This is a genomic window from Rhodococcus sp. ARC_M5 (assembly GCF_022810405.1).
In the GTDB taxonomy this organism is placed as follows: Bacteria; Actinomycetota; Actinomycetes; order Mycobacteriales; family Mycobacteriaceae; genus Rhodococcoides; species Rhodococcoides navarretei.
In genome coordinates this window covers 96604-121675 of the sequence record NZ_JALGQE010000006.1, presented here as the reverse complement: position 1 = coordinate 121675, position 25072 = coordinate 96604, and the positions used below count along the sequence as shown (strand labels likewise).

General features: G+C 66.2%; 20 protein-coding genes. 1 reads left to right on the top strand and 19 read right to left on the bottom strand.

Annotated elements, in window-relative coordinates:
- Window position 1: 1 nt before the first annotated feature.
- From MTX34_RS11760 to MTX34_RS11735, 6 genes are all read right to left on the bottom strand, one after another.
- Window positions 2-1318: a dihydroorotase gene (locus MTX34_RS11760; RefSeq protein ID WP_243609561.1), complete on the bottom strand. Its 1317-nt coding sequence runs from the start codon at window positions 1316-1318 to the stop codon at window positions 2-4.
- Window positions 1315-2262, bottom strand: coding sequence for an aspartate carbamoyltransferase catalytic subunit (locus tag MTX34_RS11755; protein WP_243609560.1), 948 nt, complete (start codon window positions 2260-2262; stop codon window positions 1315-1317). Before MTX34_RS11755 ends, MTX34_RS11760 begins: the two co-directional genes overlap by 4 nt.
- A complete protein-coding gene (gene pyrR, locus MTX34_RS11750) occupies window positions 2259-2846 on the bottom strand; it encodes a bifunctional pyr operon transcriptional regulator/uracil phosphoribosyltransferase PyrR (RefSeq protein WP_279393150.1) in 588 nt (195 codons plus the stop codon). The genes MTX34_RS11755 and pyrR overlap by 4 nt, the downstream gene beginning before the upstream one ends.
- A 116-nt stretch (window positions 2847-2962) precedes the next feature.
- On the bottom strand, window positions 2963-3517 hold the full coding sequence (nusB, locus tag MTX34_RS11745) for a transcription antitermination factor NusB (RefSeq protein ID WP_243609559.1): 555 nt from the start codon (window positions 3515-3517) through the stop codon (window positions 2963-2965).
- A 1-nt stretch (window position 3518) separates the two neighbouring features.
- Window positions 3519-4082, bottom strand: coding sequence for an elongation factor P (efp, locus tag MTX34_RS11740; protein ID WP_008716608.1), 564 nt, complete (start codon window positions 4080-4082; stop codon window positions 3519-3521).
- Window positions 4083-4158: 76 nt separating this feature from the next.
- Window positions 4159-5262, bottom strand: a complete 1104-nt coding sequence (locus MTX34_RS11735; RefSeq protein ID WP_243609558.1) for a Xaa-Pro peptidase family protein — start codon at window positions 5260-5262, stop codon at window positions 4159-4161.
- Between the two features lie 105 nt (window positions 5263-5367).
- Here MTX34_RS11735 and MTX34_RS11730 point away from each other — a divergent pair, with 105 nt between their 5' ends.
- The gene (locus MTX34_RS11730; protein WP_243609557.1) at window positions 5368-6039 is read left to right on the top strand and encodes a B-4DMT family transporter; all 672 of its coding nucleotides are present in this window, start codon (window positions 5368-5370) and stop codon (window positions 6037-6039) included.
- Window positions 6040-6130: 91 nt separating this feature from the next.
- Here MTX34_RS11730 and aroB read toward each other — a convergent pair whose 3' ends face one another.
- The 13 genes from aroB to MTX34_RS11665 all read right to left on the bottom strand — a co-directional run bounded on the left by aroB (window position 6131) and on the right by MTX34_RS11665 (window position 25032).
- Window positions 6131-7243 carry a 3-dehydroquinate synthase gene (aroB, locus tag MTX34_RS11725; RefSeq protein ID WP_243593136.1) on the bottom strand — a complete coding sequence of 371 codons (1113 nt, stop codon included), beginning with the start codon at window positions 7241-7243 and terminating at the stop codon, window positions 6131-6133.
- A gap of 10 nt (window positions 7244-7253) precedes the next feature.
- Entirely contained in the window at window positions 7254-7808 is a 555-nt protein-coding gene (locus MTX34_RS11720; protein ID WP_243609556.1) for a shikimate kinase, read from the bottom strand.
- Complete coding sequence (aroC, locus tag MTX34_RS11715; protein ID WP_243609555.1) at window positions 7805-8992, bottom strand: chorismate synthase; 1188 nt, start codon at window positions 8990-8992, stop codon at window positions 7805-7807. Before aroC ends, MTX34_RS11720 begins: the two co-directional genes overlap by 4 nt.
- Window positions 8993-9004: 12 nt before the next feature.
- Window positions 9005-9577: an A24 family peptidase gene (locus tag MTX34_RS11710; protein ID WP_243609554.1), complete on the bottom strand. Its 573-nt coding sequence runs from the start codon at window positions 9575-9577 to the stop codon at window positions 9005-9007.
- Window positions 9578-9697: 120 nt separating this feature from the next.
- Window positions 9698-10510, bottom strand: a complete 813-nt coding sequence (locus MTX34_RS11705; RefSeq protein WP_243609553.1) for a shikimate dehydrogenase — start codon at window positions 10508-10510, stop codon at window positions 9698-9700.
- Between the two features lies 1 nt (window position 10511).
- Window positions 10512-11924 (bottom strand): endolytic transglycosylase MltG, encoded by a 1413-nt coding sequence (mltG, locus tag MTX34_RS11700; RefSeq protein WP_243609552.1) that lies wholly within the window; start codon window positions 11922-11924, stop codon window positions 10512-10514.
- Complete coding sequence (gene ruvX, locus MTX34_RS11695; protein ID WP_374639415.1) at window positions 11921-12451, bottom strand: Holliday junction resolvase RuvX; 531 nt, start codon at window positions 12449-12451, stop codon at window positions 11921-11923. Before ruvX ends, mltG begins: the two co-directional genes overlap by 4 nt.
- 5 nt (window positions 12452-12456) lie before the next feature.
- A complete protein-coding gene (gene alaS / locus MTX34_RS11690; protein WP_243609551.1) occupies window positions 12457-15126 on the bottom strand; it encodes an alanine--tRNA ligase in 2670 nt (889 codons plus the stop codon).
- Window positions 15127-15168: 42 nt separating this feature from the next.
- Complete coding sequence (locus MTX34_RS11685; protein ID WP_243593143.1) at window positions 15169-16578, bottom strand: replication-associated recombination protein A; 1410 nt, start codon at window positions 16576-16578, stop codon at window positions 15169-15171.
- A 49-nt stretch (window positions 16579-16627) separates the two neighbouring features.
- A complete protein-coding gene (locus tag MTX34_RS11680; RefSeq protein WP_243593144.1) occupies window positions 16628-17797 on the bottom strand; it encodes a kinase in 1170 nt (389 codons plus the stop codon).
- A gap of 155 nt (window positions 17798-17952) precedes the next feature.
- Complete coding sequence (locus tag MTX34_RS11675) at window positions 17953-18852, bottom strand: transglutaminase family protein (protein ID WP_243593145.1); 900 nt, start codon at window positions 18850-18852, stop codon at window positions 17953-17955.
- On the bottom strand, window positions 18852-21515 hold the full coding sequence (locus tag MTX34_RS11670; RefSeq protein ID WP_243609550.1) for a circularly permuted type 2 ATP-grasp protein: 2664 nt from the start codon (window positions 21513-21515) through the stop codon (window positions 18852-18854). Before MTX34_RS11670 ends, MTX34_RS11675 begins: the two co-directional genes overlap by 1 nt.
- A 127-nt stretch (window positions 21516-21642) precedes the next feature.
- Window positions 21643-25032, bottom strand: coding sequence for a DUF2126 domain-containing protein (locus MTX34_RS11665; RefSeq protein ID WP_243609549.1), 3390 nt, complete (start codon window positions 25030-25032; stop codon window positions 21643-21645).
- Window positions 25033-25072: the final 40 nt, after the last annotated feature.

The following is a 25072-nucleotide window of genomic DNA, read 5'->3' as shown; positions in this document are numbered from 1 at the left end:
GCTACTCTCCCGCTCTGTTCGCCACGACTCCACCGCGGACGGTGATTCGTCCGCGCAACACCGTCGTGGTGACCTTCGAGGAGAAGGTCATGTCCTCGAACGGCGTGTTGTGCGCGACGCTGGCCAGCTTCTTGCCCGAGACCGTCCAGCTCGCATTCGGGTCCACCAGCGTGAGATTGGCGATCTCACCGACCTCGATGGGACGCCCCTGATCGGCCAATCCGACGATCTGGGCCGGCCGCTCGCTCATCACCCGCGCCACACCACGCCAATCGAGCAATCCCGGGGTCACCATCGTGTCGACGACGATCGACAGTGCGGTTTCGAGCCCGAGCATCCCGGGACGTGCGATCGAGAACTCACAGCACTTGTCCTGTTCGGCGTGCGGAGCGTGATCGGTTGCCACACAATCGATCACACCGTCGGCCAACCCCTTGCGCAGCGCGTCGACATCGGTCTTCTCGCGCAGCGGCGGGTTCACCTTGTTGATCGCGTCGTACGTTTCGAGCCGCGAATCGTCGAGCAGCAGGTGATGTGGGGTGACCTCGGCGGTGATCGAAATACCCTGTCCGCGTGCCCACTTCATCAACTCGACGGTTCCGGCGGTGGACGCGTGGCAGATGTGCACCCGCGCACCCGCGTCCCGGGCCAGCAGGGCGTCCCGCGCGACGATCGATTCTTCTGCCGCGCGCGGCCAACCGGTCAGTCCGAGCCGCGCCGCAGTGGGACCCTCGTGCGCGACGGCACCGACAGTGAGCCTGGGCTCCTCGGCGTGCTGAGCGATGAGCACACCGAGCGAACTCGCGTACTCCAACGCACGACGCATGATCAGTGGATCGTCCACGCAGTGGCCGTCGTCGGAGAACATCTTCACCCGGCCGATTCCCGCTGCCATCGTGGCCATCTCGGCGAGCTGCTTGCCCTTCAAGCCGACGGTGATCGCACCGACCGGGTGGACGTCGACGAGACCGACTTCCTGTCCCCGACGCCAGACATGATCGGTGACCACTACCGAGTCGGCAACCGGATCGGTGTTCGCCATCGCGAACACCGCTGTGTAACCACCCAAAGCGGCTGCTGCCGAACCGGATTCGATCGTTTCGGTGTCCTCGCGGCCGGGCTCGCGCAGGTGCGTGTGCATGTCGACGAATCCGGGCAGCAGGATCTGGCCGCGCGCATCGACGATCTCGGCACCGTCGGCGTCGAGGTCCGAGCCGATTCCGACGATCTCCTCGCCGGTGATCAGCACGTCGGTTTCAGGGCCCTCCCCGTACAGCAAAACCCCGCGGAGTAGGACGGAGGTTGCGGGTGCGTTCACGACGCACCCCCGTCCGAACCGACCAGCAATCGGAACAGCACCGCCATCCGCACGTGAACTCCATTCGTAACCTGTTGCAGGACTGCAGTTTTCGGAGAATCGGCCACCGAGGAGGCGATCTCCATCCCGCGCAGCATCGGACCCGGGTGCAGTACGACGGCGTGCTCGGGCAGCAGGTCGAGCCGGCGCTGCGAGAGTCCGTACGTGATCGAGTACTCACGAGCGGAGGGGAAGAACCCGCCGTTCATGCGCTCGGCCTGTACGCGAAGCATCAGCACCGCATCCAGACCGGGCAGTTCGGCGTCGATATCGTGCGAGACCCGCACCGGCCAGCCGGCCACTCCGACGGGCAGCAGGGTCGGTGGCGCGATCAGCACCACCTCGGCTCCGAGAGTGGCCAGCAGGATCGCATTCGAGCGCGCCACCCGGCTGTGCAGGATGTCGCCGACGATCGCGATCCGACGGCCGGTGATGTCGCCGAGTCGTTGACGAACCGTCAGGGCGTCGAGCAACGCCTGGGTTGGGTGTTCGTGCGTGCCGTCGCCCGCGTTGATCACCGCGGGACCCCCACCAGCGCCTTGGTCGGCGGTCCACTGAGCGATTTGGTGTGCGGCACCGGATGCCGGGTGTCGGACGATGAGCGCATCGGCTCCGGCAGCGCGCAGCGTCATCGCGGTGTCGCGGAGCGATTCCCCCTTCGACACCGACGAGCTACTGGCACTGACGTTGATGACGTCGGCGCTCATCCACTTACCCGCCACCTCGAACGAGACGCGGGTACGCGTCGAGTTCTCGAAGAACACCGTCATGATGGTGCGTCCGCGCAGTGTCGGGAGTTTCTTGACTTCGCGGCCGAGTAGCGCCTGCTCGAATCGTTCCGCTTCGTCCAGAAGCTCGGTGGCCGATTCGGCCGTCAGGTCGGCGACCGAGAGCAGGTGCTTCATCGAGCGGACCCTCCCTCGGACAAGGTGACCCCGTCGCGGCCGTCGTGTTCGGAGAGCAGCACCGACACGTCCTCGGTGCGCGCAGTGGGGACGTTCTTACCGACGTAGTCCGCGCGAAGCGGCAGCTCGCGGTGGCCGCGGTCGATCAGAACAGCGAGTTGCACGGCGCGGGGCCGTCCGAGGTCGCGTAGGGCGTCGAGCGCGGACCGTACGGTTCGCCCCGAGAACAGCACATCGTCCACCAATACGACCAGTGCGTCGTCGACACCGCCTGCTGGAACCGACGTGCGTTCGAGCGGACGGTGCGGCTTGTTCCGCAAATCGTCGCGGTAGAGGGTGATGTCGAGGGAACCGAGCGGGGGACGCACGCCCGAGAATGCCTCGATACGTTCGACGAGTCGCTCCGCCAACGTGGTCCCTCGGGTGGGAATGCCGAGCAGGACCACGCGCGGCGAGTCTGCAGCATCGAGGGCCGTCTTCTCGATGATCTGATGGGCCATGCGGGAGATGGTGCGTCCCACATCGGCCGAGGACAGCAATTCTCGAACGGCAGGGTTCGCGGGCGAGCTTTCGGGCGCAGGCAAACTACGACCTCCTTCTCCGCCTCTCTGGACGGATCGTTAAAGGATGTCTGACAACAACTGCGTAGAGCCTAGCAACGCTCTGCGAACCATGATCAGCAGGCCCGCAGAGCGTTCGGTCACTGTTCGACGTCGACCGGCGTCTCGTCGGTGGCTTCGGCCTGGGTACGGCTGGAAACCGCCGCTGCCGCCGCGCGTACCTGAGGCGCGACCAGAACGATCTGACCGAGCACTCCGTTGACGAATCCGGGCGAATCGTCGGTGGACAGCTGCTTTGCCAGCTCGACGGCTTCGTCGACGGCGACGACGGGTGGCACGTCGGTGGCGTGGAACAGCTCCCACACCGCGACGCGAAGGATGGCTCTGTCGACCGCAGGCAGTCGGGTCAGCGTCCAGTCCTTGAGGTGATCGGCGATCACTCCGTCGAGGCGATCGAGATTCTCGGCCACACCCTCGATCAGCGTCCTGGTGTAGTCACTGACGGGAGCGATCGTGTCGTCGCCGCGCGCGAGTTCGATGCGTTCGGTGGTCAGGTTGACCGGGTCGACGTTGCGCGCCTCCGCCTCGAACAGAAAGTCCACTGCGCGCTTGCGCGCCTTGTGTCGCGCACCGAGCTTCTTCGCGCCGGTGGCACCGTTCTGCGAGGCGGAGGATGTCGGCTTCTTCGATGACACGTTAGGAGTTCACACGCCCGAGGTAGTTTCCGTCACGCGAATCGACCTTGAGCTTGTCGCCGGTGTTGATGAACAGCGGCACCGAGATCTCGGCTCCGGTCTCGAGGGTCGCCGGCTTGGTGCCGCCGGTGGAGCGATCGCCCTGCAGGCCGGGATCGGTGTGCTTGACCTCGAGCTCGACCGTGACGGGAAGCTCGACGTACAGCGGGACGCCCTCGTGCATGGCGACCTGAACCCGGAGATTCTCGAGCAGGAAGCGTGCGCCGTCACCGACAGTGGCCTCACCGATCGGGAGCTGGTCGTAGGTGTCGGCGTCCATGAACACGTAATCGCTACCGTCGTGGTAGAGGTACGTCATGTCGCGGCGGTCGACCGTAGCGGTCTCGACCTTCACACCGGCGTTGAACGTCTTGTCGACGACCTTGCCCGAGAGCACGTTCTTGAGCTTGGTCCGCACGAATGCCGGTCCCTTGCCGGGCTTGACGTGCTGGAATTCGATGATCGACCACAGCTGGTTCTCCAGGTTGAGAACCAGTCCGTTCTTGAAATCGCTGGTGGAAGCCACTTGCTTCGCGTCTCCTCAATCGTTTGTGCGCGTGACGCGCCGTCGGTCACGTGCGGGATTCGCTCCCGCCCGCGCGCTAGACGGACGTGAGTTCCTTGCTTGTCAGGGTGAGCAGTTCCGGACCCCCGTCGCGAACGACGAGTGTGTCCTCGATCCGAACGCCGCCGCGACCGGAGAAGTAGACACCCGGCTCGACGGTGACCGCTGCACCGCTCAGCAGTGTACCGGTGCTCGTCTTCGCGATTCCCGGCGCTTCGTGGATTTCCAGGCCCACCCCATGGCCGAGCCCGTGGAGGAAGTACTCCCCGTACCCTGCATCCTCGATCACCGAGCGCGACGCGGCGTCGACCGAGGCAGTGGTCACACCGGGTGCCAGAGCCTCTCGACCGGCCGTCTGCGACCTTTGCACCAGCTCGTACAGATCGCGCTGCCACTGCGCGGGAGTCCCGATGACGAAGGTCCGAGTCATGTCCGAGTGATACCCGCCGACGAGTGCACCGAAGTCGAGCTTGACGAAGTCGCCGTCGGCCAGCACCGCATCGGTGGGCCGGTGATGCGGGACCGCCGAATTGGCCCCGGCAGCGACAATGGTCTCGAACGAAATGGCATCGGCACCGTGATCGAGCATCGACGACTCCAGCTCGCGGGCGACCTCACGCTCGGTCCGGCCGGCACGGATGCCGCCCCCACCGATCAAGTGGGCCAGGGCGTCGTCGGCGGCGCGGCAGGCGTCCCTGAGCAACCCCACCTCGAACTCGTCCTTGACCATGCGCAACGACTCCACCACGCCCGGTGCGCGCACCAACTCCACAGCGCCGCCCAGCTCGGACCACGCTCGATGAGCGTCCACGGTCACCACGTGACTCTCGAATCCCACTCGACCATTGCTGCCCGCGGCACCCGAACGAAGCAGGTGGATCGCCGACGCCCGGTCGATCTCGGCGCGCAGATCCGGCACCTGCTCGGCCACCTGCGTGACGTACCGACCGTCGGTGCAGATGACCGTCCGATCCTCGGCACCGACCGAATCGGCCGTCGAGAGCAGCAACGCAGCGTTGGAACCGGTGAAACCCGTCAGATATCGGACGTTGAGAAGATCGGTGATCAACATCGAATCGAGTCCGTCGGTGGCCATCAGTTCTCGCAGGGCACCACGACGGGCACCGAAATCGGCAGGCATGCAGTCGACATTACCGGTCGCTCCACAGGCCTCTTCTCACTCGACCGGGTGTCGATTTTGTGGGCCCCGACACACGAACTTCGACGTGCGGATATGCTGTGCCGCATGACTGGGTGGGCAGTGCGTGGCATAAGTATGGGATTGTTCAACGTCGTCGTTCGACTGCTGCTGGGGGCAGCAGTGTCGATGTGGCCGTTGAGTGGATCGGCACTGCGCTGGGTGGCATACGCCCTCGTGCTGCTCGTCATCATCGTGTGGGCCGGCATCGACGGAATCCGCGACCGACGCAGGCATCCCGACCCCGACGACGGCGAGGACCTGACCATGGTCTGGCTCAAGGCCGCGGTGGTCGGTGGACTCCTCGGCGGTCTCCTGAGCTGGGTCGTCGACTTCTTCGTCGACTTCAGCCTGGGTCAGAACGGCCTGGTCTTCGAGCTCACCTCCGGAGCCGCGTTCACGATTCTCACCATCTTCATCGCCGCCAGCCTCGCGGTGTTCGTGGGACGGCAGATCGTCAACCGCGAGGCCAAGAAGAAGTTGGCCACATCGGACGCCGAACGCGCGCACGACCGCGAGCTGGTCAATGCCGGGAACGCCGAACGCACCGAATCCGGTCGAGACGACCGCGGGCGGCAAGCAGAACCCACGAGGTCGGAACAGCAGTGGGCCCCGGAGCACGGCGAAGCAGACACCGAGGTGTTCTCGGCAGTGGACGCCGACGGCAAGCCGCGGCTGGACAAGCGCGGCAACCGCCACGGCACCGCCGACGGTTCCTGACTCCCCCACCTCGACCTACGGGCGGTGATCGACGCTGTGCGCGTCGATCACCGCCCGTTCTTCGTTCGGACCCGAGTCGATTCTCACGAGATCACAACATAATGGCCGACCCACCCGAGGTCGGGGCCTCGCGGCCGACCGCGGAGAATGCTGCAACGAGCAGTGCCGGGTCCGGGCCCTCCAGCCGTCCGGGTTTGGCCAGACCGTCCAGAACGACGAACCGCAGCAACCCGGCCCGGTTCTTCTTGTCCGTCTGCATGCCCTTGAGCAGATCCGAGAACGCGTCCTCGTCGTAGGTGACAGGCAGGCCGACCGATTCGAGAATCGACCGGTGGCGGTCGGCAGTCGCGTCGTCCAGCCGTCCGGCCAAGCGTCCCAGCTCGGCCGCGAACACCAGACCGACCGACACCGCGGCACCGTGACGCCAGCGGTACTGCTCCCGCCGCTCGATGGCGTGCGCCAGTGTGTGCCCGTAGTTGAGGATTTCGCGCAGGTTCGACTCGCGTAGATCGGCGGCCACCACCTTCGCCTTGACCTCGACCGAGCGCCTGATCAACTCCGGCAGAACGTCGCCGGTGGGATCCAGCGCCGCGGCAGGATCGGCCTCGATGATGTCCAGAATCTTCGGATCGGCGATGAACCCGGTCTTGATCACCTCGGCCAGGCCCGAGACGATCTCGTTCTTCGGCACGGTCTCGAGCGTCGCCAGATCGATCAACACGGCGGCCGGTTCGTGGAAGGAACCGACGAGGTTCTTGCCCGCGTCGGTGTTGATGCCGGTCTTGCCGCCCACGGCCGCGTCGACCATGGCCAGCAGCGTCGTCGGAACGTGGACGATGCGGACTCCGCGCATCCAGGTCGCTGCGACGAATCCGGCCAAATCCGTTGCCGCTCCGCCGCCCAGACTCACGATGGCGTCGCTTCGGGTGAGACCGATTCGGCCGAGGACTTCCCAGCAGAACCCCGCCACTGCCAGGTCCTTGCCGTCCTCGGCATCCGGGATCTCGATGCGGTGGGCATCGATGCCCTTGTCCGCCAACGCGGCCCGCACTGCCTCCGCGGTCTCGGCCAGCGGAGGCTGGTGGAAGATCGCCACGGTGGCCGTTCCGGCGAGCTCGTCGACCAGGTCCGTCAACAGACCTCGGCCGATGATCACCGGGTACGGGTTGGCAGTCTCGACCTGGACGCGCACTGGCTCTGTCATCGAATCACCTTCATCTATTGGGGTTTTTCTCGTTCGCATCGCGCTTGGGAACAGGGGCGATCGCCGTCAGCTTCGCCACCAACTGGCCCACGACCCGAGCCGGGCTGCGACTGTCGGTGCGCACTCGCACCGTGGCAACCGAACGATAGAGAGGTCGCCGATGACGCATCAGTTCCTGGTACTTCGCACGCGGGTCAGGACCGGCGAGCAACGGCCGAACGGTGTTCGCACCGGTACGCCGAAGCCCTTCGGCCACACTGATTTCCAGGTACACCACGGTGTGCCCGGACAGCAGGGCGCGAGTCGCGGGCGACAACACGGCACCACCACCGAGGGAGACGATCCCGTCGTGCGAGGCCAGAGCGCCGGCGACTATCCGCTCCTCGATCTGCCGAAAGGCCGGTTCGCCGTCGTGCGAGAAGATATCGGCGATCGTACGACCGGTGTCTCGCTCGATGGCCACATCGGTGTCGAACAGGTCCAGGTCGAGAGCCTGTGCCAGCCGTCGACCGATAGTCGACTTCCCTGCTCCCGGCGGTCCGACGAGGACCGCGTACGGGGTCATCGTGGAGGTCGGGCGGCGGTGCCCTTCACGTAGTGGTCGACGTTGCTCGTCGTCTCCGCCAGCGAGTCCCCACCGAACTTCTCCAACGCTGCCTGCGCGACCACCAGGGCGACCATGGTCTCGGCCACGACACCGGCGGCCGGAACAGCACAGACGTCCGAGCGCTGATGAATGGCCACTGCCTCGTCGCCGGTCGTCATGTCGACCGTTGCCAGCGCGCGCGGCACGGTGGATATGGGCTTCATCGCCGCCCGCACCCGCAGTGCTTCGCCGTTGGTCATACCGCCCTCGATTCCGCCTGCACGGTTGGTCGAACGCAGCACCCCATCGGGTCCCGGCTTGATCTCGTCGTGGGCGACGCTTCCGCGTCGACGCGCGGTCTCGAAGCCGTCCCCGATCTCGACCCCCTTGATCGCCTGGATGCCCATCAGAGCCGCAGCCAACCTGGCGTCGAGCTTGCGTTCCCCGGAGACGAACGATCCGAGCCCGACGGGCAGGCCGTGCACGACGACCTCGACGACGCCGCCGAGGGTGTCACCGTCCTTCTTCGCTGCCTCGATCTCGGCGATCATCGATTCTTCGGCGGCCTTGTCGAAGGCGCGAACCGGAGAGGCGTCGATCGCGTCGAGGTCGCCACCTGCGGGCGGCGGTCCGACATAGGGGTCGGATGCCCCGATGGAGATCACGTGGGACACGACGTCGACTCCGAACGCCTGCTTCAGGAACAGCCGGGCGACAGTGCCGATGGCCACCCGGGCGGCGGTCTCCCGCGCGCTGGCGCGTTCGAGCACCGGACGAGCGTCGTCGAAGCCGTACTTGAGCATCCCGGAGAAGTCGGCGTGGCCGGGCCGTGGCCGGGTCAAGGGAGAATTGCGCGCGAGATCCGCGAGCACTGCGTCGTCGACGGGGTCGGCCGACATCACCTGCTCCCACTTGGGCCACTCGGTGTTGCCGACCTCGATCGCGACCGGTCCGCCTATGGTGCGGCCGTGTCGGACACCGCCGGTGAGGGTCACTTTGTCGGCCTCGAACTTCATGCGGGCACCACGGCCGTAACCGAGGCGACGGCGAGCGAGTTGAGAGGCAATGTCGTCCGAGGTCACCTCTACTCCCGCGACCATTCCTTCGAGGATGGCGACGAGAGCGGGTCCGTGGGATTCTCCGGCAGTTATCCAGCGCAGCACTCGAACATCTTTTCACGCCAACGAAGCCGCGGATGCCAGCAGGGTGGCCGCGCACATGGACGGGCCGTGCGGGATGCGGGCTCGCCGGTGCCCGAACGCCGCGGCGATCGACCCCACCACGGCAGTTGCCACCGGTGCCGACAGTGCGGCGAGCACCCATCCGTCCCCGCCACCCACGCAGGCGATCGATCCCACCGACCAGGCGAGTTTGACGTCCCCCGCACCGAACGCCGCGGGCGAGAGAAGATGAACGACGAGGTAGATCGCGAACAGCAGAGCGCCGCCGAGCAGTGCCCCCGCCGAGCCGACGAGCACGAGCGCGATAGTCACCACGATCGCACCGGGGACGGTCAAGGCGTTCGGCAACCGGCGTCGCTGCAGGTCGACGGCGCTGAGCGCGGCGAACCACCACGTCGTCGCGCACAACGGAACCGCGTACTCGGAACCGCCGAACCGCCACCAGACCCATCCGGTCCCGATCGCGGACAGCAACGGCAGGAGCCGAGGACTCCACCGGACCAGACAGCGGCGCATCGCCATCCCCACAACAGCACCGACCACGACCGCAACACCCAGACTCACCATGATCGAAGGGTTGCATCGCGGCAGCGACCGGTGGTGACGCACGCCCAGGTGGAACATTGCCCTGTGGACAACTCGCCACCTGTGGACAACTCGCCGCCTGCGGGCTGCCGCCGGGCCGAACTAGAGCATCGCGGTGAGCGCGTCCCGCATGATCGCTCGCGGTGCCGGTCTGCCGGTGAACTGCTCGACCTGCCCGTACGCCTGATTGAGCAGCATCGACAATCCGCCGATGACGGTTCCACCGGCCGCCTCCACGGCAGTGGCCAGGGGTGTCGGCCAGGGATCGTAGATGGCGTCGAGCACCAACGGCGCATGGGCGAGATCCGACGCGATGTCCGCGGCTCCGGCCGCGGGAACGGTGCTGACCAAGACAGCCGACTTCGCCGCGACAGCCGCGAGACGAGGGTCGGTCATGTTCGCGAACTCCGCGCGCATCCCCGCGGCGACGGCGCAGTCCAGTGTGTCCCGGGCGCGGTCGGCCGACCGCGCGATCACGGTGACCGCAGCCGCCCCGAGCCCGGCCAGCGCGACGATCGCCGGCCTCGACGTTCCCCCTGCGCCTACCACCGTCACCGTGCTACCGGACAGGTCCTCGACTCCGGCGTCGCGCAGTGCACCCACGACGCCGTCGACGTCTGTGCAATCTGCGCGCCAGCCCGACGCGGTGCGCACCAGGGTGTTCGCCGAGCCCGCCAGAACTGCCCGCGCGGTGCGTTCGGTCGCGTACGCCAGAGCTGCGACCTTGCCCGGCATGGTCACCGACACGCCGACCCATTCGGGACCGAAGCCGTCGAGCAGGTCGGGCAACTGCTCACCGGTGCAGTCGATACGCTCGTAGGTCCAGTCGTCGAGTCCGAGCGCGCGGTACGCAGCGCAGTGCAGCACCGGTGACTTCGAGTGTTCGACAGGGCTACCCAGTACAGCGGCACGCACGTCAGCGACCGCTGTCGAGGAAGCCACCCTCGACCCTGGTGATGTTCGCCAGGTGTTCCTCGTAGCTGCGGGTGAACAGGGTTTCGCCCGCCTGGTTGATGGTCACGAAGTACAACCAGTCACCGTCGGCCGGCATCTCGACCGCCTGCACCGCACCGATGCTCGGCGAGGAGATCGGGGTTGCCGGCAGCCCCTCGCTGGCATAGGTGTTCCACGGGGTGACGCGGGCCCGGTCGGCGTCGGTGGTGGCCACCTCGGTCGTGTCGAGCGAGTAGTTGACGGTCGAGTCGAACTCGAGCCGCTGCGGCACCGCGAGGCGATTGAGAATCACCCGGGCCACCTTGCTGAAGTCCTGGGGCAGGGACTCACGCTCGACGAGCGATGCGGCGACGAGGGTGTCGTACGGGGTCAGCCCGGAGTTGGTGCCCGCGGTCAGGATTCCGGTGTCCTCGTAGCGGGTCGCACTCTCGGACACCAACTGCTTCAGAATGTCGGTCGGAGACGCGCTGGGATCGAAATCCCAGGTTCCCGCAGCGATCAGACCTTCGAGCTGCCGGTCGCGGTCCGGAACACCTTCGACGCGATCGCTGGCCCAGTCCGGGACGCCCAAGGCAGCCGGATCGTCCACGGCTCCTGCCGCGTTGAGATCGTCGTAGCTCACGCAGGTGGGGGTTCCACTGCCGGTTCGGTCCACACAGCTGGCCTCGGAGATCAGGGTGTAGATGCCCTTCTTGACGGCATCGGTGTTCACGTCTCGCGCGTCGTGGAGCTGTCGGCCCTCCGAGATCACCATGTTGCCCACTCGGGACGCGGGGTCGACGAGTTCACTCACGGCCTGCGAGGCAGGCACGTTGCTGGCGAGCAGATAGAAGCCGGGTTGAACCGAGGTGATGGCGTTGTTCAGGAGGGCCGCTTCGAGGAACGCACCCGAGCTGGCCACGACCCCCTTGTCGGCTGCCTCGGTACCGATCTGCTGCGCGGTGTCGTTGGGATGAACCTGAATCACCACGCCGTCCCCCGGTGAGCCTGCGGCGAAGTCCGCGTTCGGGGTCGTGCGATTGCCGAATTTGTTCACGGCGAAATACCCTCCGCCCGCCACTGCCACGATCAGTACGAGCCCGAGCACCAGAGCCACCAGCCGGCCGCGACGCTTGCGGCTGGACGCGGCTCGGTCCTTGCGGCCCGCGGCGCGGCTGCGGCCGACTTGCTGTGGCACCGCCCCGCCGCCGGCCTCGTGACCGGGCTCGCGATCTGCGCTGCGAGAGGGCCGGGGGTGCGGCTCCTGACGCTGCGGATGGTCGTGCAGGCGGCGTTGGAAGTCGCTGCCCTCGTCCACGGAAAAGCCGATCGGGTCGGTGTGCGCCTCGTCCGAGCGCGCATCTCGCCGGTCCCGATCGGAACCCTGGTAGTTCACTCGTCGACCTCCGTCGATCCTGGATTGTTCGCTGCACGATCCGATACCGCACGGCGCTCGTCGAGCCAGCCCTGCAGTATCGCCACCGCCGCAGCCTGATCTATCACCGATCGTTGGTTCTTGGCTCGCACACCACTGTCCCGTAAAGCACGCGTTGCGGTCACGGTAGTCAGTCGTTCGTCGGCCATCCGAATCGGTACGTCACTCATCCGCCGATGAAGGGAGCGCCCGAATTTCTCGGCCGCGTCCACGGCGCTTCCGCGCTCACCGCGCAGTGTTCTGGGTAGCCCGATCACGACCTCGACGGCCTCGTACTCGGCCACGATCTCCGCCACCCGCACCACGTCCGGGGCGTCGGGCCCCTTGATCTTCGATCGCGGCACGGTTTCGACCGGTGTGGCGAGTACACCGTCGGGATCGCTGGAGGCGATACCGATCCGGACGCTGCCGACGTCGATGCCGATACGACGGCCGCGACCAGGATCGTCGACTCCGGGCCGATCGGGGCCGCGCCCCTGAGTTGTCACGAGCGTCAGTGGGTCGTGAGTTCGGTCAGTCGAGCCCGGGCAGCGTCGATACCGGCGGCGATTCCGGCGACGTCCGACCCCGACCCCTGAGCCAGTTCGGGCTTACCGCCACCCCGGCCACCGATGCTCGGACCGAATGCCGCCACCAGGTCACCGGCGGCGACGCCCGCATCCTGGGCAGCCTTGTTGGTCGACACGACGAACGGAACCTTCCCGCCGACCGTGCCGAACAGGACCACCACGGCCGGATCGGTGCCGAGCCGTCCCCGGATATCGGTGACCAGCGTGCGCAGGTCGTTGCCGCCGACCCCGTCCGGTGCCTGCGAGATCACCGCGCGCACGTCACCGAATCGCTCGGCCTTGCCGGCGAACTCACCGGCGGAGGCCAGCACAGCAGCCGCCTTGACCGAGTCGAGTTCCTTCTCTGCGACGCGCAGGCGCTCGACCAGGGTCTCGATGCGAGCCGGGACCTCCTCGGAAGGCACTTTCAGCGTGGACGCGATGCCGGCCAGCAGCGCGCGTTCCTTGGCCAGGTAGCGGTAGGAATCGAGGCCGACGAATGCTTCGACGCGGCGCACTCCCGAGCCGACCGACGATTCACCGAGGATGGTGACCGGGCCGATCTGCGACGAGTGCTGCACGTGCGTACCACCGCACAGTTCCATCGAGAACGGTCCGCCGATCTCGACCACGCGCACTTCGTCGCCGTAGTTCTCACCGAACAGAGCCATCGCGCCCATCTTCTTGGCACTGTCGAGGTCGGTGACGAGGGTGTTGACCGCGAAGTCCGAGCCCACCGCATCGTTGGCGACGTTCTCGATGTCGTCGCGCTGCGCCTCCGAGAGCGCGCCCTGCCACGAGAAGTCGAACCGGAGGTAGCCGGGCTTGTTCAACGAACCCGCCTGCGTCGCGTTCGGCCCGAGGACCTGTCGTAGTGCCGCATGCACCATGTGGGTGCCGGAGTGGCCCTGGGTCGCGCCCTTGCGCCAGGCGTGGTCGACGTCGACGTGGACGGTGTCGCCCTCGGTGATCTGACCCGACTCGACCACGGACTTGTGCGTCCAGAGCTTCTTGGCGATCTTCTGCACGTCATTGACCTTGACGCCGAGGCCGGGTGCGGTGATCGTGCCGATGTCGGCGATCTGGCCACCGGACTCGGCGTAGAGCGGGCTGCGGTCGAGAATGATCTCCACCGAGTCTCCCGCAACCGCGGTCGGAACGCGGACGCCGTTGGAGATCAAGGCCAACACCGTTGCGTCCGAACCGAGTTCGTCGAATCCGGTGAACTCGGTCGGCGCACCGTCGACGAAATCCCTGTAGACCGTGAGGTCCGCGTGTGCGTGCTTGCGGGCGCGGGCGTCGTCCTTGGCCCGGTTGCGCTGCTCGGCCATCAGCGACCGGAATCCGTCCTCGTCGACCGACAGGCCCGCCTCGGCGGCCATCTCCAGCGTCAGATCGATCGGGAACCCGTAGGTGTCGTGCAGCGCGAATGCTTCTGCGCCACCGATCTTCTTCGCACCCGCGGCCTTGACTGCGTCGGCCGCACCCTCGAACAGTCGTGAACCCGAGGTGAGGGTCTTGAGAAACGCCGTCTCCTCCCCCACCGCAACGGTGAGGATACGGTCGAAGTCGGTGACCAGGTTCGGGTACGACTCGGCCATCGTGTCGCGCACGACGGTGACGAACTGCGCCATCGTCTCGTCGGGTGCCCCGAGCAGCCGGGCCGATCGCACGATGCGGCGCAGCAGCCGGCGCAGGACGTACCCGCGACCGTCGTTGCCGGGATTGACTCCGTCGGAGATCAGCAAGGCTGCGGTGCGTGCATGGTCGGCGATCACGCGGAAGCGAACGTCGTCGTCGTGGTTGCTGCCGTAGGTGCGACCCGAGAGCTCCTCGGCCTTGGCGATGACCGGCCGCACGAGATCGGTCTCGTAGACGTTGTCCACGCCCTGCAGCAGAAACGCGACGCGCTCGACGCCCATGCCGGTGTCGATGTTCTGCTTCGGCAGCGGACCGAGGATCTCGAAGTCGTCCTTGCTGATCCCCTTGCCGCGCTCGTTCTGCATGAACACGAGGTTCCAGATCTCGATGTACCGATCCTCGTCGGCCTCGGGACCGCCCTCCGCGCCGAACTCGGGTCCGCGGTCGTAATAGATCTCCGAGCACGGGCCGCAGGGTCCGGGAATGCCCATGGACCAGTAGTTGTCGGCCATTCCGCGCCGTTGGATGCGCTCGTCGGGCAGACCGGCGATCTCTTTCCACAGCTCGATCGCCTCGTCGTCGTCGAGATACGCGGTGGCCCAGATGCGCTCGGGGTCGAACCCGTACCCACCGTCCTCGACGCTGTCGGTCAACAACGACCAGGCGTGCCGAATCGCGTCCCGCTTGAAGTAGTCGCCGAACGAGAAGTTGCCTGCCATCTGGAAGAACGTGTTGTGGCGGGTGGTGATGCCGACGTTCTCGATGTCGAGGGTGCGCACGCACTTCTGCACACTGGTCGCAGTCTTGTACGGCGGCGTCTGCTGGCCGAGGAAGAACGGAACGAAGGGAACCATGCCCGCATTGACGAACAGCAAGTTCGGGTCGTCGAGGATCAACGACGCACTGGGTACTTCGGTGTGCCCCGCCTTCACGAAATGGTCGAGGAAACGCCTGCGGATCTCATGGGTCTGCACGGATACAGGTTAGCGTCCAAGACCCTGTGCCGACTCGAGGGCCTATCGGCCTCGGATGATGCGCCGCAGTTTGCCCACCCTGGTCGCGATTTCGCGCTCGGCACCGTGTTCGGTGGGCTCGTAGTAGTTCACGCCCACCAGTTCGTCCGGCGGATACTGCTGCCCCAGCACGCCGCCGGGACTGCTGTGCGGATACCGATACCCGACGGCGTTTCCCAGTCCCTGAGCTCCCTTGTAGTGGCCGTCGCGCAGATGCGGCGGCACCGATCCCGACTTGCCTGCCGCTACGTCGGCCATCGCCGCACCGAGAGCGCCGATCACGGCACCGGACTTGGGCGCAGTCGCCAGATGAATCGTGGCCTGCGCCAGGGCCAGCCTCGCCTCGGGCATCCCGATCATCTGCACCGCGCTGGCAGCGGCCGTCGCGATCTGCAGCGCCGTGGGATCGGCCATCCCGATGTCTTCGCTGGCATGCACCACGAGACGCCGAGCGATGAAGCGCGCGTCCTCGCCTGCCGTGATCATCCGCGCCAGATAGTGCAGGGCGGCGTCGACATCGGACCCTCGGATCGATTTGATGAACGCACTGATGACGTCGTAGTGCTGATCCCCGTCGCGGTCGTATCGCACGGCGGCCTTGTCGACGCTGGCCTCGACCGTCGCGAGGTCCAGCATCCCGTCGGTCGCGGCACCCGCTGCTGCCTCGAGAGCCGTCAGCGCTCGGCGGGCATCGCCGGCCGCGAGGCGCACCAGATGGTCCATCGCGTCCTCGGCGATGGTCACCGCACCGTCCAGGCCGCGCGGATCGTTGGCGGCTCGCGTGAGCAACAACTCGATGTCCTCGGACCCCAGCGGCTGCAACTGCAGAACCAACGATCGAGACAGCAGTGGTGACACCACCGAGAAGGACGGGTTCTCGGTGGTCGCAGCCACCAACAGCACGATCCGATTCTCGACGGCGGCGAGAAGTGCGTCCTGCTGCGTCTTGGAGAACCGGTGTACCTCGTCGATGAACAACACCGTCTGCTCGCCCGAGAGCAGTCGACGACGCGCCAGTTCGATGACGTTGCGCACCTCTTTGACTCCGGCGGAGAGGGCCGACAGCGCTTCGAACTTGCGTCCGGTCGCGCCCGAGATCAGCGACGCCAGCGTCGTCTTGCCGGTCCCCGGTGGACCGTAGAGCATCACCGAGGATGCGCCGGAGCCCTCGACGAGCCGGCGCAGCGGCGCACCGGGAGCCAGCAGATGAGATTGTCCGACCACCTCGTCGAGGGTCGTGGGACGCATTCTCACCGCCAGCGGCGCGTCGGGTCTGACGTAGGTCGACGTCGGACGGGATTCGGCGATCGTCGTGTCCGGCTCGGCAGGCGTGTCGAAGAGTCCGTCGTCGCCGAACTCGTCGCTCCCCGAGATGTCCCCGCCCGAGATGTCACTACCGATGCCGCCGCTCACCGATTTCACGCTACCGATCGAACCGCCGGAAACGCGAACGATGTCGGTCTCAGTGTTCCCACTTGCTGCGCAGAGCAGTCACGACCGACGCCGCGTACTCGGCGATTCCGGTCTCGCCCCCGCGCGCAGCACTGTCGGCCAGCACCGACCACCGGGAGATCAGGGCCTGCGACCGCGGAACCGACAGGTGGTGCGCCCGCGCCGCCGCGATACGGGTGTGGTCGTCGGGCAGGAACCAGTAGGTGCTCAGCCATACCCAGATCAGACGCGCATCGAGAATCTTGCTCGCCAGCGTGGTGTCGTCCCCCAACGCGGGCCAGATGCCCACCACTTCCGAACGCCACGCATCGATCATCGCCTGTTCGCGGTCGTGCGAGAGCTCGAAGCTGCAGAGGCAACCGGGGAACGACGCCAACGCGTAGGTGATGTCGAGGGTGGCGTCGCGGAAACCGCCCCATTCGTAGTCGAGGAATCGCACGCCCTCGTCGTTGACGATGATGTTGTCGGGGCACAGATCGGACGGGCTGAACGCACGGAACGCTCCGTGCGCGAACAACCGTCCACTGCGGGACACGCGATCGAGAATGGCATCCGGGGTCGTTCCGACGCCCAGGTGATCGGTGAGCAGGCCAGGGACCTCGGCCAGCGCGTCGGGTATCTGGGCGGAGATCCCGTCGGTGGAGTCGGGCTGACCCACCCGGCGCAACAGAGCGGCGAAGTCGTCCTCGCGGCCGACGGTGGCGGCGTGCATACGGCCCAGCGCCTGCGCCATGGCCATCAACGAATTGGTGACCGCGGCCTCGTCCGAGTTGCGCAGCAGAGTGGTGATCGGACTGGCGTCGCCGAGATCACTGAGCACGAGCAGCCGCGCGTCGAGATCGTAGGCGTGCAACTCGGGTCCGGGCCTGCTGTCGGTGGCCAGAGCGTTGGCGAATTGGTACGACGCTGCCTCACGCAGGAAGGCGCTGGAGCCTGAGATGTCGGCGAGTTCGGCGTGCAGTTCGGATTCGGCGGGTAGCTCACGAACCTGCTTGATCACCAAGGTGCGGGGCAGCTGAAACGGGTTCTCGGATACTCGGACTCGCAACACGACGGCTTGGCCGCTACCCCCCAGATTCACGGGGTCGATCAACGTCACCGGAGCTCCGGTGCGTCTGGTGAGGAGTCGCTGAGCTGCTGCTACTACCTCTGATACAGGGTCTGCAAGTGTTGCGGTCATCGATGTCCAAGCTACCCGTTCGGTGCGTTCTGCTGTGCTGTGTCGGTGACTACGAATGAGACACGATTGCCCGTTTTGCGGCATTCTACGGTCCACATCCCCAGATTCGACCAGGTGGTCGGTTACCCCCGAGCCACAGAAGTATGCCGGGTTCGCTACTGCGGTGCAACGTCCACCGACACGGCGATGGTGCTTTCTTCCGCTTCGGTGTAGATCACCCCTCGCAGGGGTGGTACGTCCGCGTAGTCGCGCCCCCATGCCACGGTCGCGTACCGCTCGTCGACCAGCTGGTCGTTGGTGGGATCGAAGGCGAGCCACCGATCGTTGGGCATCCACACCGCAGCCCAGGCGTGGGTCGCGTCGACCCCGATCATCCGCTCCTTGCCCGGCGGAGGTTCCGTTGCCAGATATCCCGACACGTACCGCGCCGCCAGACCCTGGGACCGCAAGCAGGCGATGGCCAGGCGCGCGAAGTCCTGACACACCCCCGATCGGGCGGCGAGCACGTCGACCACGGTGGTCGAGACCGTCGTCGATCCGGAGAGGTACCGAAAATCGGTGAAGATCCGATGCGTCAGATCAACGACGACGTCGGCGAGGGGACGACCGGGCCAGAAGCTGGGCGCCGCGTAGGCGCGCACCTCGTCGGTGATCTCCGGAGTCGGCAGATCCAGGGCGAACTCCACAGCCGACGCGCGAGCCGGGTCCGCAGGCAGGCTCGAATCGAACATCGCCATCCGAGCGGACTCCCAGGACTCGGTCGCCGGCCACGACGTGGTCTCGTCCACCGGACGCGGATACACCTCTACGAGCGAATCTGCCGTCACCACCAACTTCTCGTGGTCGTGCGTCACGTGGAAGTACACGTCCTCGTTGCCGTAGACGTCCACGCCGAACGATTGATCGGTGGGTGCCGGCTCCACGGTGACCGACTTCTCCACACAGTGCTGCCCGTCCATGTCGCGCGGCGCGAGAAATCCCCGCCCGTAGGACGAGGTCACGCGATCGGAATACGTGTAGGTGGTGATGTGCTTGATTCGATACCGACGACTCATCACCGCACTCCGTTCGCAGTTCGGACGTTCGAGCTGCCCCACAGCGGCTGCGTGCCACCGGGCAACGACATGTGCGTCGCGAGAATCACCCGAGAGAGCTCCTCGAGCGAATCGTGGATGCCGTCCACCAGCTCGAGCATCTCCACCCGTCGGCCGTTCGCGTCGACCGATTCCAGGTCGCCCGGGTCGACCCTGCGAAGCCGCACCCGCATCTGTTCGACGAGTTGCTCCGGCCGCGAGGTACCCGAGGCATCGGGCAACGAACCGAGGTCGTCCCGAAGCCGATCGAGCTGGTAGACCAAGGCGCGGGGGTTGCCCTCGTCGAACAACAACAGCTGCGCCACGGCCGCCGGGCGCGCACGCCCGCTGTTGCGCCTGCGGTAGATCACCGAGGACTCGGCGGCGGACAACACCGAATCGATGACCGCCTGCTCGGTGGACGGCGTGAGAGCGTGACTGAGCGTTGCCGAGAGCAGCGCTGTCAGCTGCAGACCGCGCTCGATCCGCTTACCGGCGTCCATCAAGTACCAGCCCGCGTCTCGCACCATCGATTCCGACGCCAAACCGGCCAGTGCGAGCAGACCCCGCAGCACACTCGACTGCGACGACGCCAGCTGGGCACCGTTGTGAATCGGTGATTCCGCCAGCTCCTCCAGCGCGGTGTCGATGCGGTTCAGTACCGCCCAGGTGTCGTTCGAGAGCTGGTCGCGTACCGCACGGGCAGCTTGCTGCATCCGGTCGACCGATTGCGCCAGCGAACCCATCCGCGCCGTCGAGAGCATCAGTGAGCGCATCTCGACGGTCGCATCGTCGCGGTTCTTCTCGTCGAGGAATCCCGGCCACGTGCGCGAGACCTTCGTGACCGCTTCCAGAAGAATCGGCAGACTCTCACTGCCTTCGAGCCATGGCATCGAGCGGTAGTCCTGATTGCGTTCGCGCGCCGCGATCAACAATCGAGTCATGTCCTCGGCACGTTCGCTGTAGCGGCCGAACCAGAACAGGTCGCCGAGCACGCGCGGGGAACTGACGACATCGATATTCGACGCGGCGTAATGCGGCAGCTCCTCCACCGTGGCGGGCGGTGTGTGCGGCGCCGAGTCCGCCGGGGTGACGCGCTCCACCGACTTGACCCAGACGTCCTTCGACGCCACCGTGATGAGCGGATCGGTGACCGGTGCGGTGAGCACCACCTGCCCCAGACCGCCGCGCATCGGCGTGTACCCGCCCCGCTGTGCAACAGTGAACAGCCGCATCCCAACCTGCGCCGGGGCAACCGACAACTGTGCCCCTGTCCCGCCTGCGATCGACGACCCGACCGGAGCCAACGAGAACTCGGGAACCTCCTGACCGGTCCACTTCCACGGCTCGGCGGCGATTCGATCCCACAGCTCCCCGGCTGCGGCGTCGGTGAGATCGTGCCCCACCACCGTGCGACGCGAGGTGGTCGACCGCACCACCAACGAACGCAGCCGATTCTTCATGTGCGAGAGCTGAATCGGGTCACCGCCCCAGTACGTGTGCACCGAACCGAGAATCAGATCCTCGTCCAGCAGGGCCCGGCTCAACGCCGGCAGCAACGGAAGCAGAGCCGGGTTCTCCAGCACGCCACTACCCAGAGTGTTGACAACGCTCACAGCCCCGCGCCGCAGCACCTCGACCAAACCGACGACACCCAGATGCGAATCCGGACGCAGATCGAGTGGGTCGGCGAACTCGGCGTCGACGCGGCGTAGCACCACATCCACCCGACGCAGCGTGCCGAGCGACCGCATCCACAAGCAGCCGTCACGAACCACGAGATCGGCATTCTCCACGAGAGGAAAACCGAGAACCGTTGCGAGATAGGACTGATCGAAGGCCGTTTCGGAGTGCGAACCGGGACTGAGCACCACCACGACCGGATTCTCGGCCGACGCGGGCGCGGCATCGCGAAGCGCCAACCGCACCGCGCGAGCGAACGTCGAGAGCGGCCTTGGATTACTCGCCTGGAACAACTCCGGCATGGCGCGTGACATCACTCGCCGATCTGCCAGCGCGTAGCCCACACCGGACGGTGCCTGCGTACGGTCGGCGATCACTCGGAACTGGCCGTCGGACTCGCGGGCGACATCGGCGGCATGCATGAACAACTGATGCGGCCCGGGAATGGTGATCGCGTGCGCCGTCCGCAGATAACCCGGGTTGCCGAAGACCAACTCCGGCGGGATCAATCCGCGACGAATGGTTTCCTGGGCACCGTAGATGTCGGTGAGCACGGCATCGAGCAACATCGACCGCTGGACCACACCGGCTTCCAGACGATCCCACTCGTCGGCCGCGACGACCAACGGAACACTGTCCAACCCCCACCGAACAGCACTGGGCAACGCCTCGCAGCCACCCGACGGAATCGGGTTGTACGTGATGCCATGATCGTCGACCAGGCGACTGACACGGGACTGCAGAGTCTGCATCGCCCCCGGACCGGCCTCCCGCATACCGTCGACCAACTCCGCCCAATGCGGACGGACGGCGTCGTCGGCGTCGAGCATCTCGTCGAACCGATCGCCGCGACCGGTCACGGCCTCGCGCCGACCGCGATACGCGAGCCACGGCGACCCGGCTCCACTCGAGACATCGTCGTTCCTGCCGGCTCCACTCAGGGTGGTATCCACGGGCACCATCGAGCCGTTGTTCCTTCCGTCGGTCGATATCGCTCCGCCGCCGAACGTTCCGCTGTCAACGGAACCATCCGATAGGCGTCGGACCGAGATCGCTACCGGTCGACTCGTTCTCCTGTGCAGTCGCGCGTCAGGACGTGATGACTCCGGTCCGGCGCAGGTCGAGCATGCCGGGCGCGGACACATCGATCGCCTGGCGAGCGTGCATCTCGAGCAATCTTGCTACGTCCACCTTCCCCGAGGTGAACCCGCCCTCCTCGAAGCGGCCGTTGCGACGTGCCTCGGCTTCCACCGAATTGACGGGGGGCCCCTCGTACGAGCGCCCTCCCGGGTGCACTACGTGATACGAGCACCCACCGACCGCACGTCCGGTCTGCATTTCAACCAGATCGAAACGCAGTGGACTCTGCACCTCGATCGTCGGATGCAGAGCGCTCGGCGGTTGCCAGGCGCGGTAGCGCACACCGGCCACCTGAACGTCCTGCCGCTCGGTGCGCAACATCGGCACCGGTACCCCGTTGCACGTCACCATGTAGCGACCCGCATCGGCTCCGGCGACTTGAACCTGAATCCTCTCCACCGACGAGTCCACGTACCGTGCGGTGCCCGAGGACGTCGATTCCTCGCCGAGGGTGTTCCAGGGTTCGATTGCGCCGCGCAGTTCGATCTCGGCGTCACCGACCACCGTGGTCCCGATCCTGGGAAATCTGAACTCGGTGAACGGGTCGAGCCAACTGGTGTCGAAGTCGATTCCGTGCTCGCGCAGGTCCTCGACAACGCGGCCGATGTCGTTGATGACGAAATGCGGCAGCATGTAGCGACCGTGCAGGTTGGCACCGTGCCGGATGAGAGGTGCTTTCAGCGGGGTGTCCCAGAACCGCGAGACCATCGATCGCACGAGCAGCGACTGCACCATGGCCATCTGATGATGCGGCGGCATCTCGAATCCGCGCAGCTCGAGCAGTCCCAATCGGCCGCGGGTGGAGTCAGGGCTGTAGAGCTTGTCGATGCAGAACTCGGCCCGGTGCGTGTTGCCGGTGATGTCGGTGAGCAAGTGCCGCAGCGCTCTGTCGACGACCCAGGGCGACGCCGATCGGTCGGTCCCGGTGAGTCGCTCGATCTCGCTGAACGCCACTTCGAGTTCGTAGAGCGATTCCTCTCGACCCTCGTCGGCACGTGGAGCTTGCGACGTCGTACCGATGAAACGGCCCGAGAACAGGTACGACAGCGACGGGTGGCGCTGCCAGTGCGTCAACAACGACACCAGCAGGTCGGGTCGGCGCAGCACGGGCGAATCCACCGGGGTCACACCACCGAGAGTGATGTGGTTGCCCCCGCCGGTTCCGCGGGTGGTGCCGTCGTTGTCGAATCCCTCCGTACTCAACCGGGACCTGCGAGCTTCCAGGTACAGACGCTCCATCAACTCGTTCTGTTCGGCCCACGAAGACGTCGGTTGCACGTTGACCTCGATCACACCTGGGTCCGGTGTGACGGTCAGTGTCTGGATTCGAGGGTCCGACGGCGGACCGTAGCCCTCGATGACGACGGGTGTATCGATGCTCGACGCCGCCTGTTCGACGCGCGAGACGAGGTCGACGAAATCGTCCAATCGATCCATCGGCGGCATGAACACGTGCAGGACGCCGTCGCGGACTTCGGCAACCAGGGCCGTGACGGCGGTGCCGCCGACCCCGGACGTCTCGTTCACCAACTGCGCGTATCGCGACTCGGCCGGATTCACCGCACGCGGCGGTTGCTGCGTCAATTGCGGAGTGGGTAGTGGGGGTTTGGGCGCGGTGGGGTCGGCCGGATTCTCGACCGGCCCGCCGTCCCAGGAGATCGCCCGAAGCGGCAACCGTAGGCCCGCGGGAGAATCGCCCTCCAACAACACTATTCGACCGCGTCGCAACTTCCAGTCCGAGCTCTCCCAGCCGGCACCGTCCTCGGTACGCGAGATCGGTAACACGAATGCCGCCGGCTCGTCGGTACTGGCGTCGAGCCGTTCGAGGAGAAGTTTTCTCGCGTCCGCGGAATCTGCTCCAGGTTCGAGATCGTCGGCGTCGGCCGGTGGGTCACCGTAAGGCTGGCGCACCAGATCCAACAGCTTGACGAGCGGGTCCTCGTAGGCCGGACGCGCTTGCGAGGCAGGCAGACCCAAGCCCTCGACCAATCGGTCGATCAGTTGTTGCGACGCCGAGTTGCCCACCGGCTCCGGGCGAAGGTCCTCCGCCAACCAGGGATCTGCGATCAGATCGGAATCGTGCCACAGGGCCTGGCCGTCGGTCCGCCAGAACAATCCCACCTGCCACCGCGGTAGCGGCTCACCGGGGTACCACTTGCCCTGGCTGCGCTGCACCAGCCCGTCCGGCGCGTAGATGGTTCGAAGCTTCTCGGCGAGAACACTTGCCCGCTCGCGCTTGTGCGGTCCATCGGCAGTGGTGTTCCACTCGGGCGCTTCCTGATTCTCGATGGCAACGAACGTCGGCTCACCGCCGACCGTCAACCGAATGTCCTGATCGAGCATGCGCTGGTCGATCTTCTCGGCGGTGGCCTTGATCGACTCCCACTGCTCTGCCGTGTACGGCAACGTCGTTCGCGGATCCTCGTGCACGCGGACGACGGTGTTGGAGAAGTCGAGTTCTGCCTTGCACTTGCTCGTCGCACCGGAGATGGCGGCGGCGGTCGACGGATGCGGCGTCGCCGACAGTGGGATGTGGCCTTCGCCGGCGAACAGCCCCGAGGTCGGATCCATCCCGACCCAGCCCGCGCCCGGTAGATAGACCTCGGTCCACGCGTGGAGATCGGTGAAGTCCTCCATCGGTCCGGAGGGGCCGTCGAGCGACTTGACGTCCGAGGACAACTGGACCAGGTAACCCGAGACGAAGCGTGCTGCCAGACCCATCTGACGCAGTACCGACACCAGCAACCACGCCGAATCGCGGCACGACCCGACGGCGGACGTCAGAGTCAGGTCAGGGGTCTGCACTCCGGGTTCCATCCGCACGGAGTACCCGACGTCCCCCATGACGGCCTGGTTTGCCATCACGAGAAAGTCGATGGTGCGCAACGACTCTCCGCGTTCGACGACGGCGGCCTGCAGTTTCTCCACCCATGCCGACACCACCGGACCCGGTCCGGTTCCGGCCTTGCCCTCGTCCACCGGGCGCAGGTACGGCTCCAGATCGGGCAGGTCGTGCTCTTCGTAGGCGAAGCCGAAGTGCTCGGCCCATTCCTCGACGAAGAAGTCGAGGGGGTTGATCGACGCCATGTCCGCGACGAGTCCCACGGTGATCGACAGGTGGTCGGTGCGCTCGGGGAAGACGACCCGAGCGAGGAAGTTCCCGAACACGTCCTGCTGCCAGTTGACGAAATGCTCCGCCGGTTCGATCTTCAGCGAGTACGCCTCGACGGGCGTACGCGAGTGCGGTGCAGGCCGCAACCGAATTTCGTGCGGAAAGATCTTGACGGTGCGGTCGAATTGGTAACTGGTGCGGTGTTCGAGTGCAACCTTGATGCCCACGGCGAGCCCCTCGTGATAGTCCCGGTATGGGTAGAACACC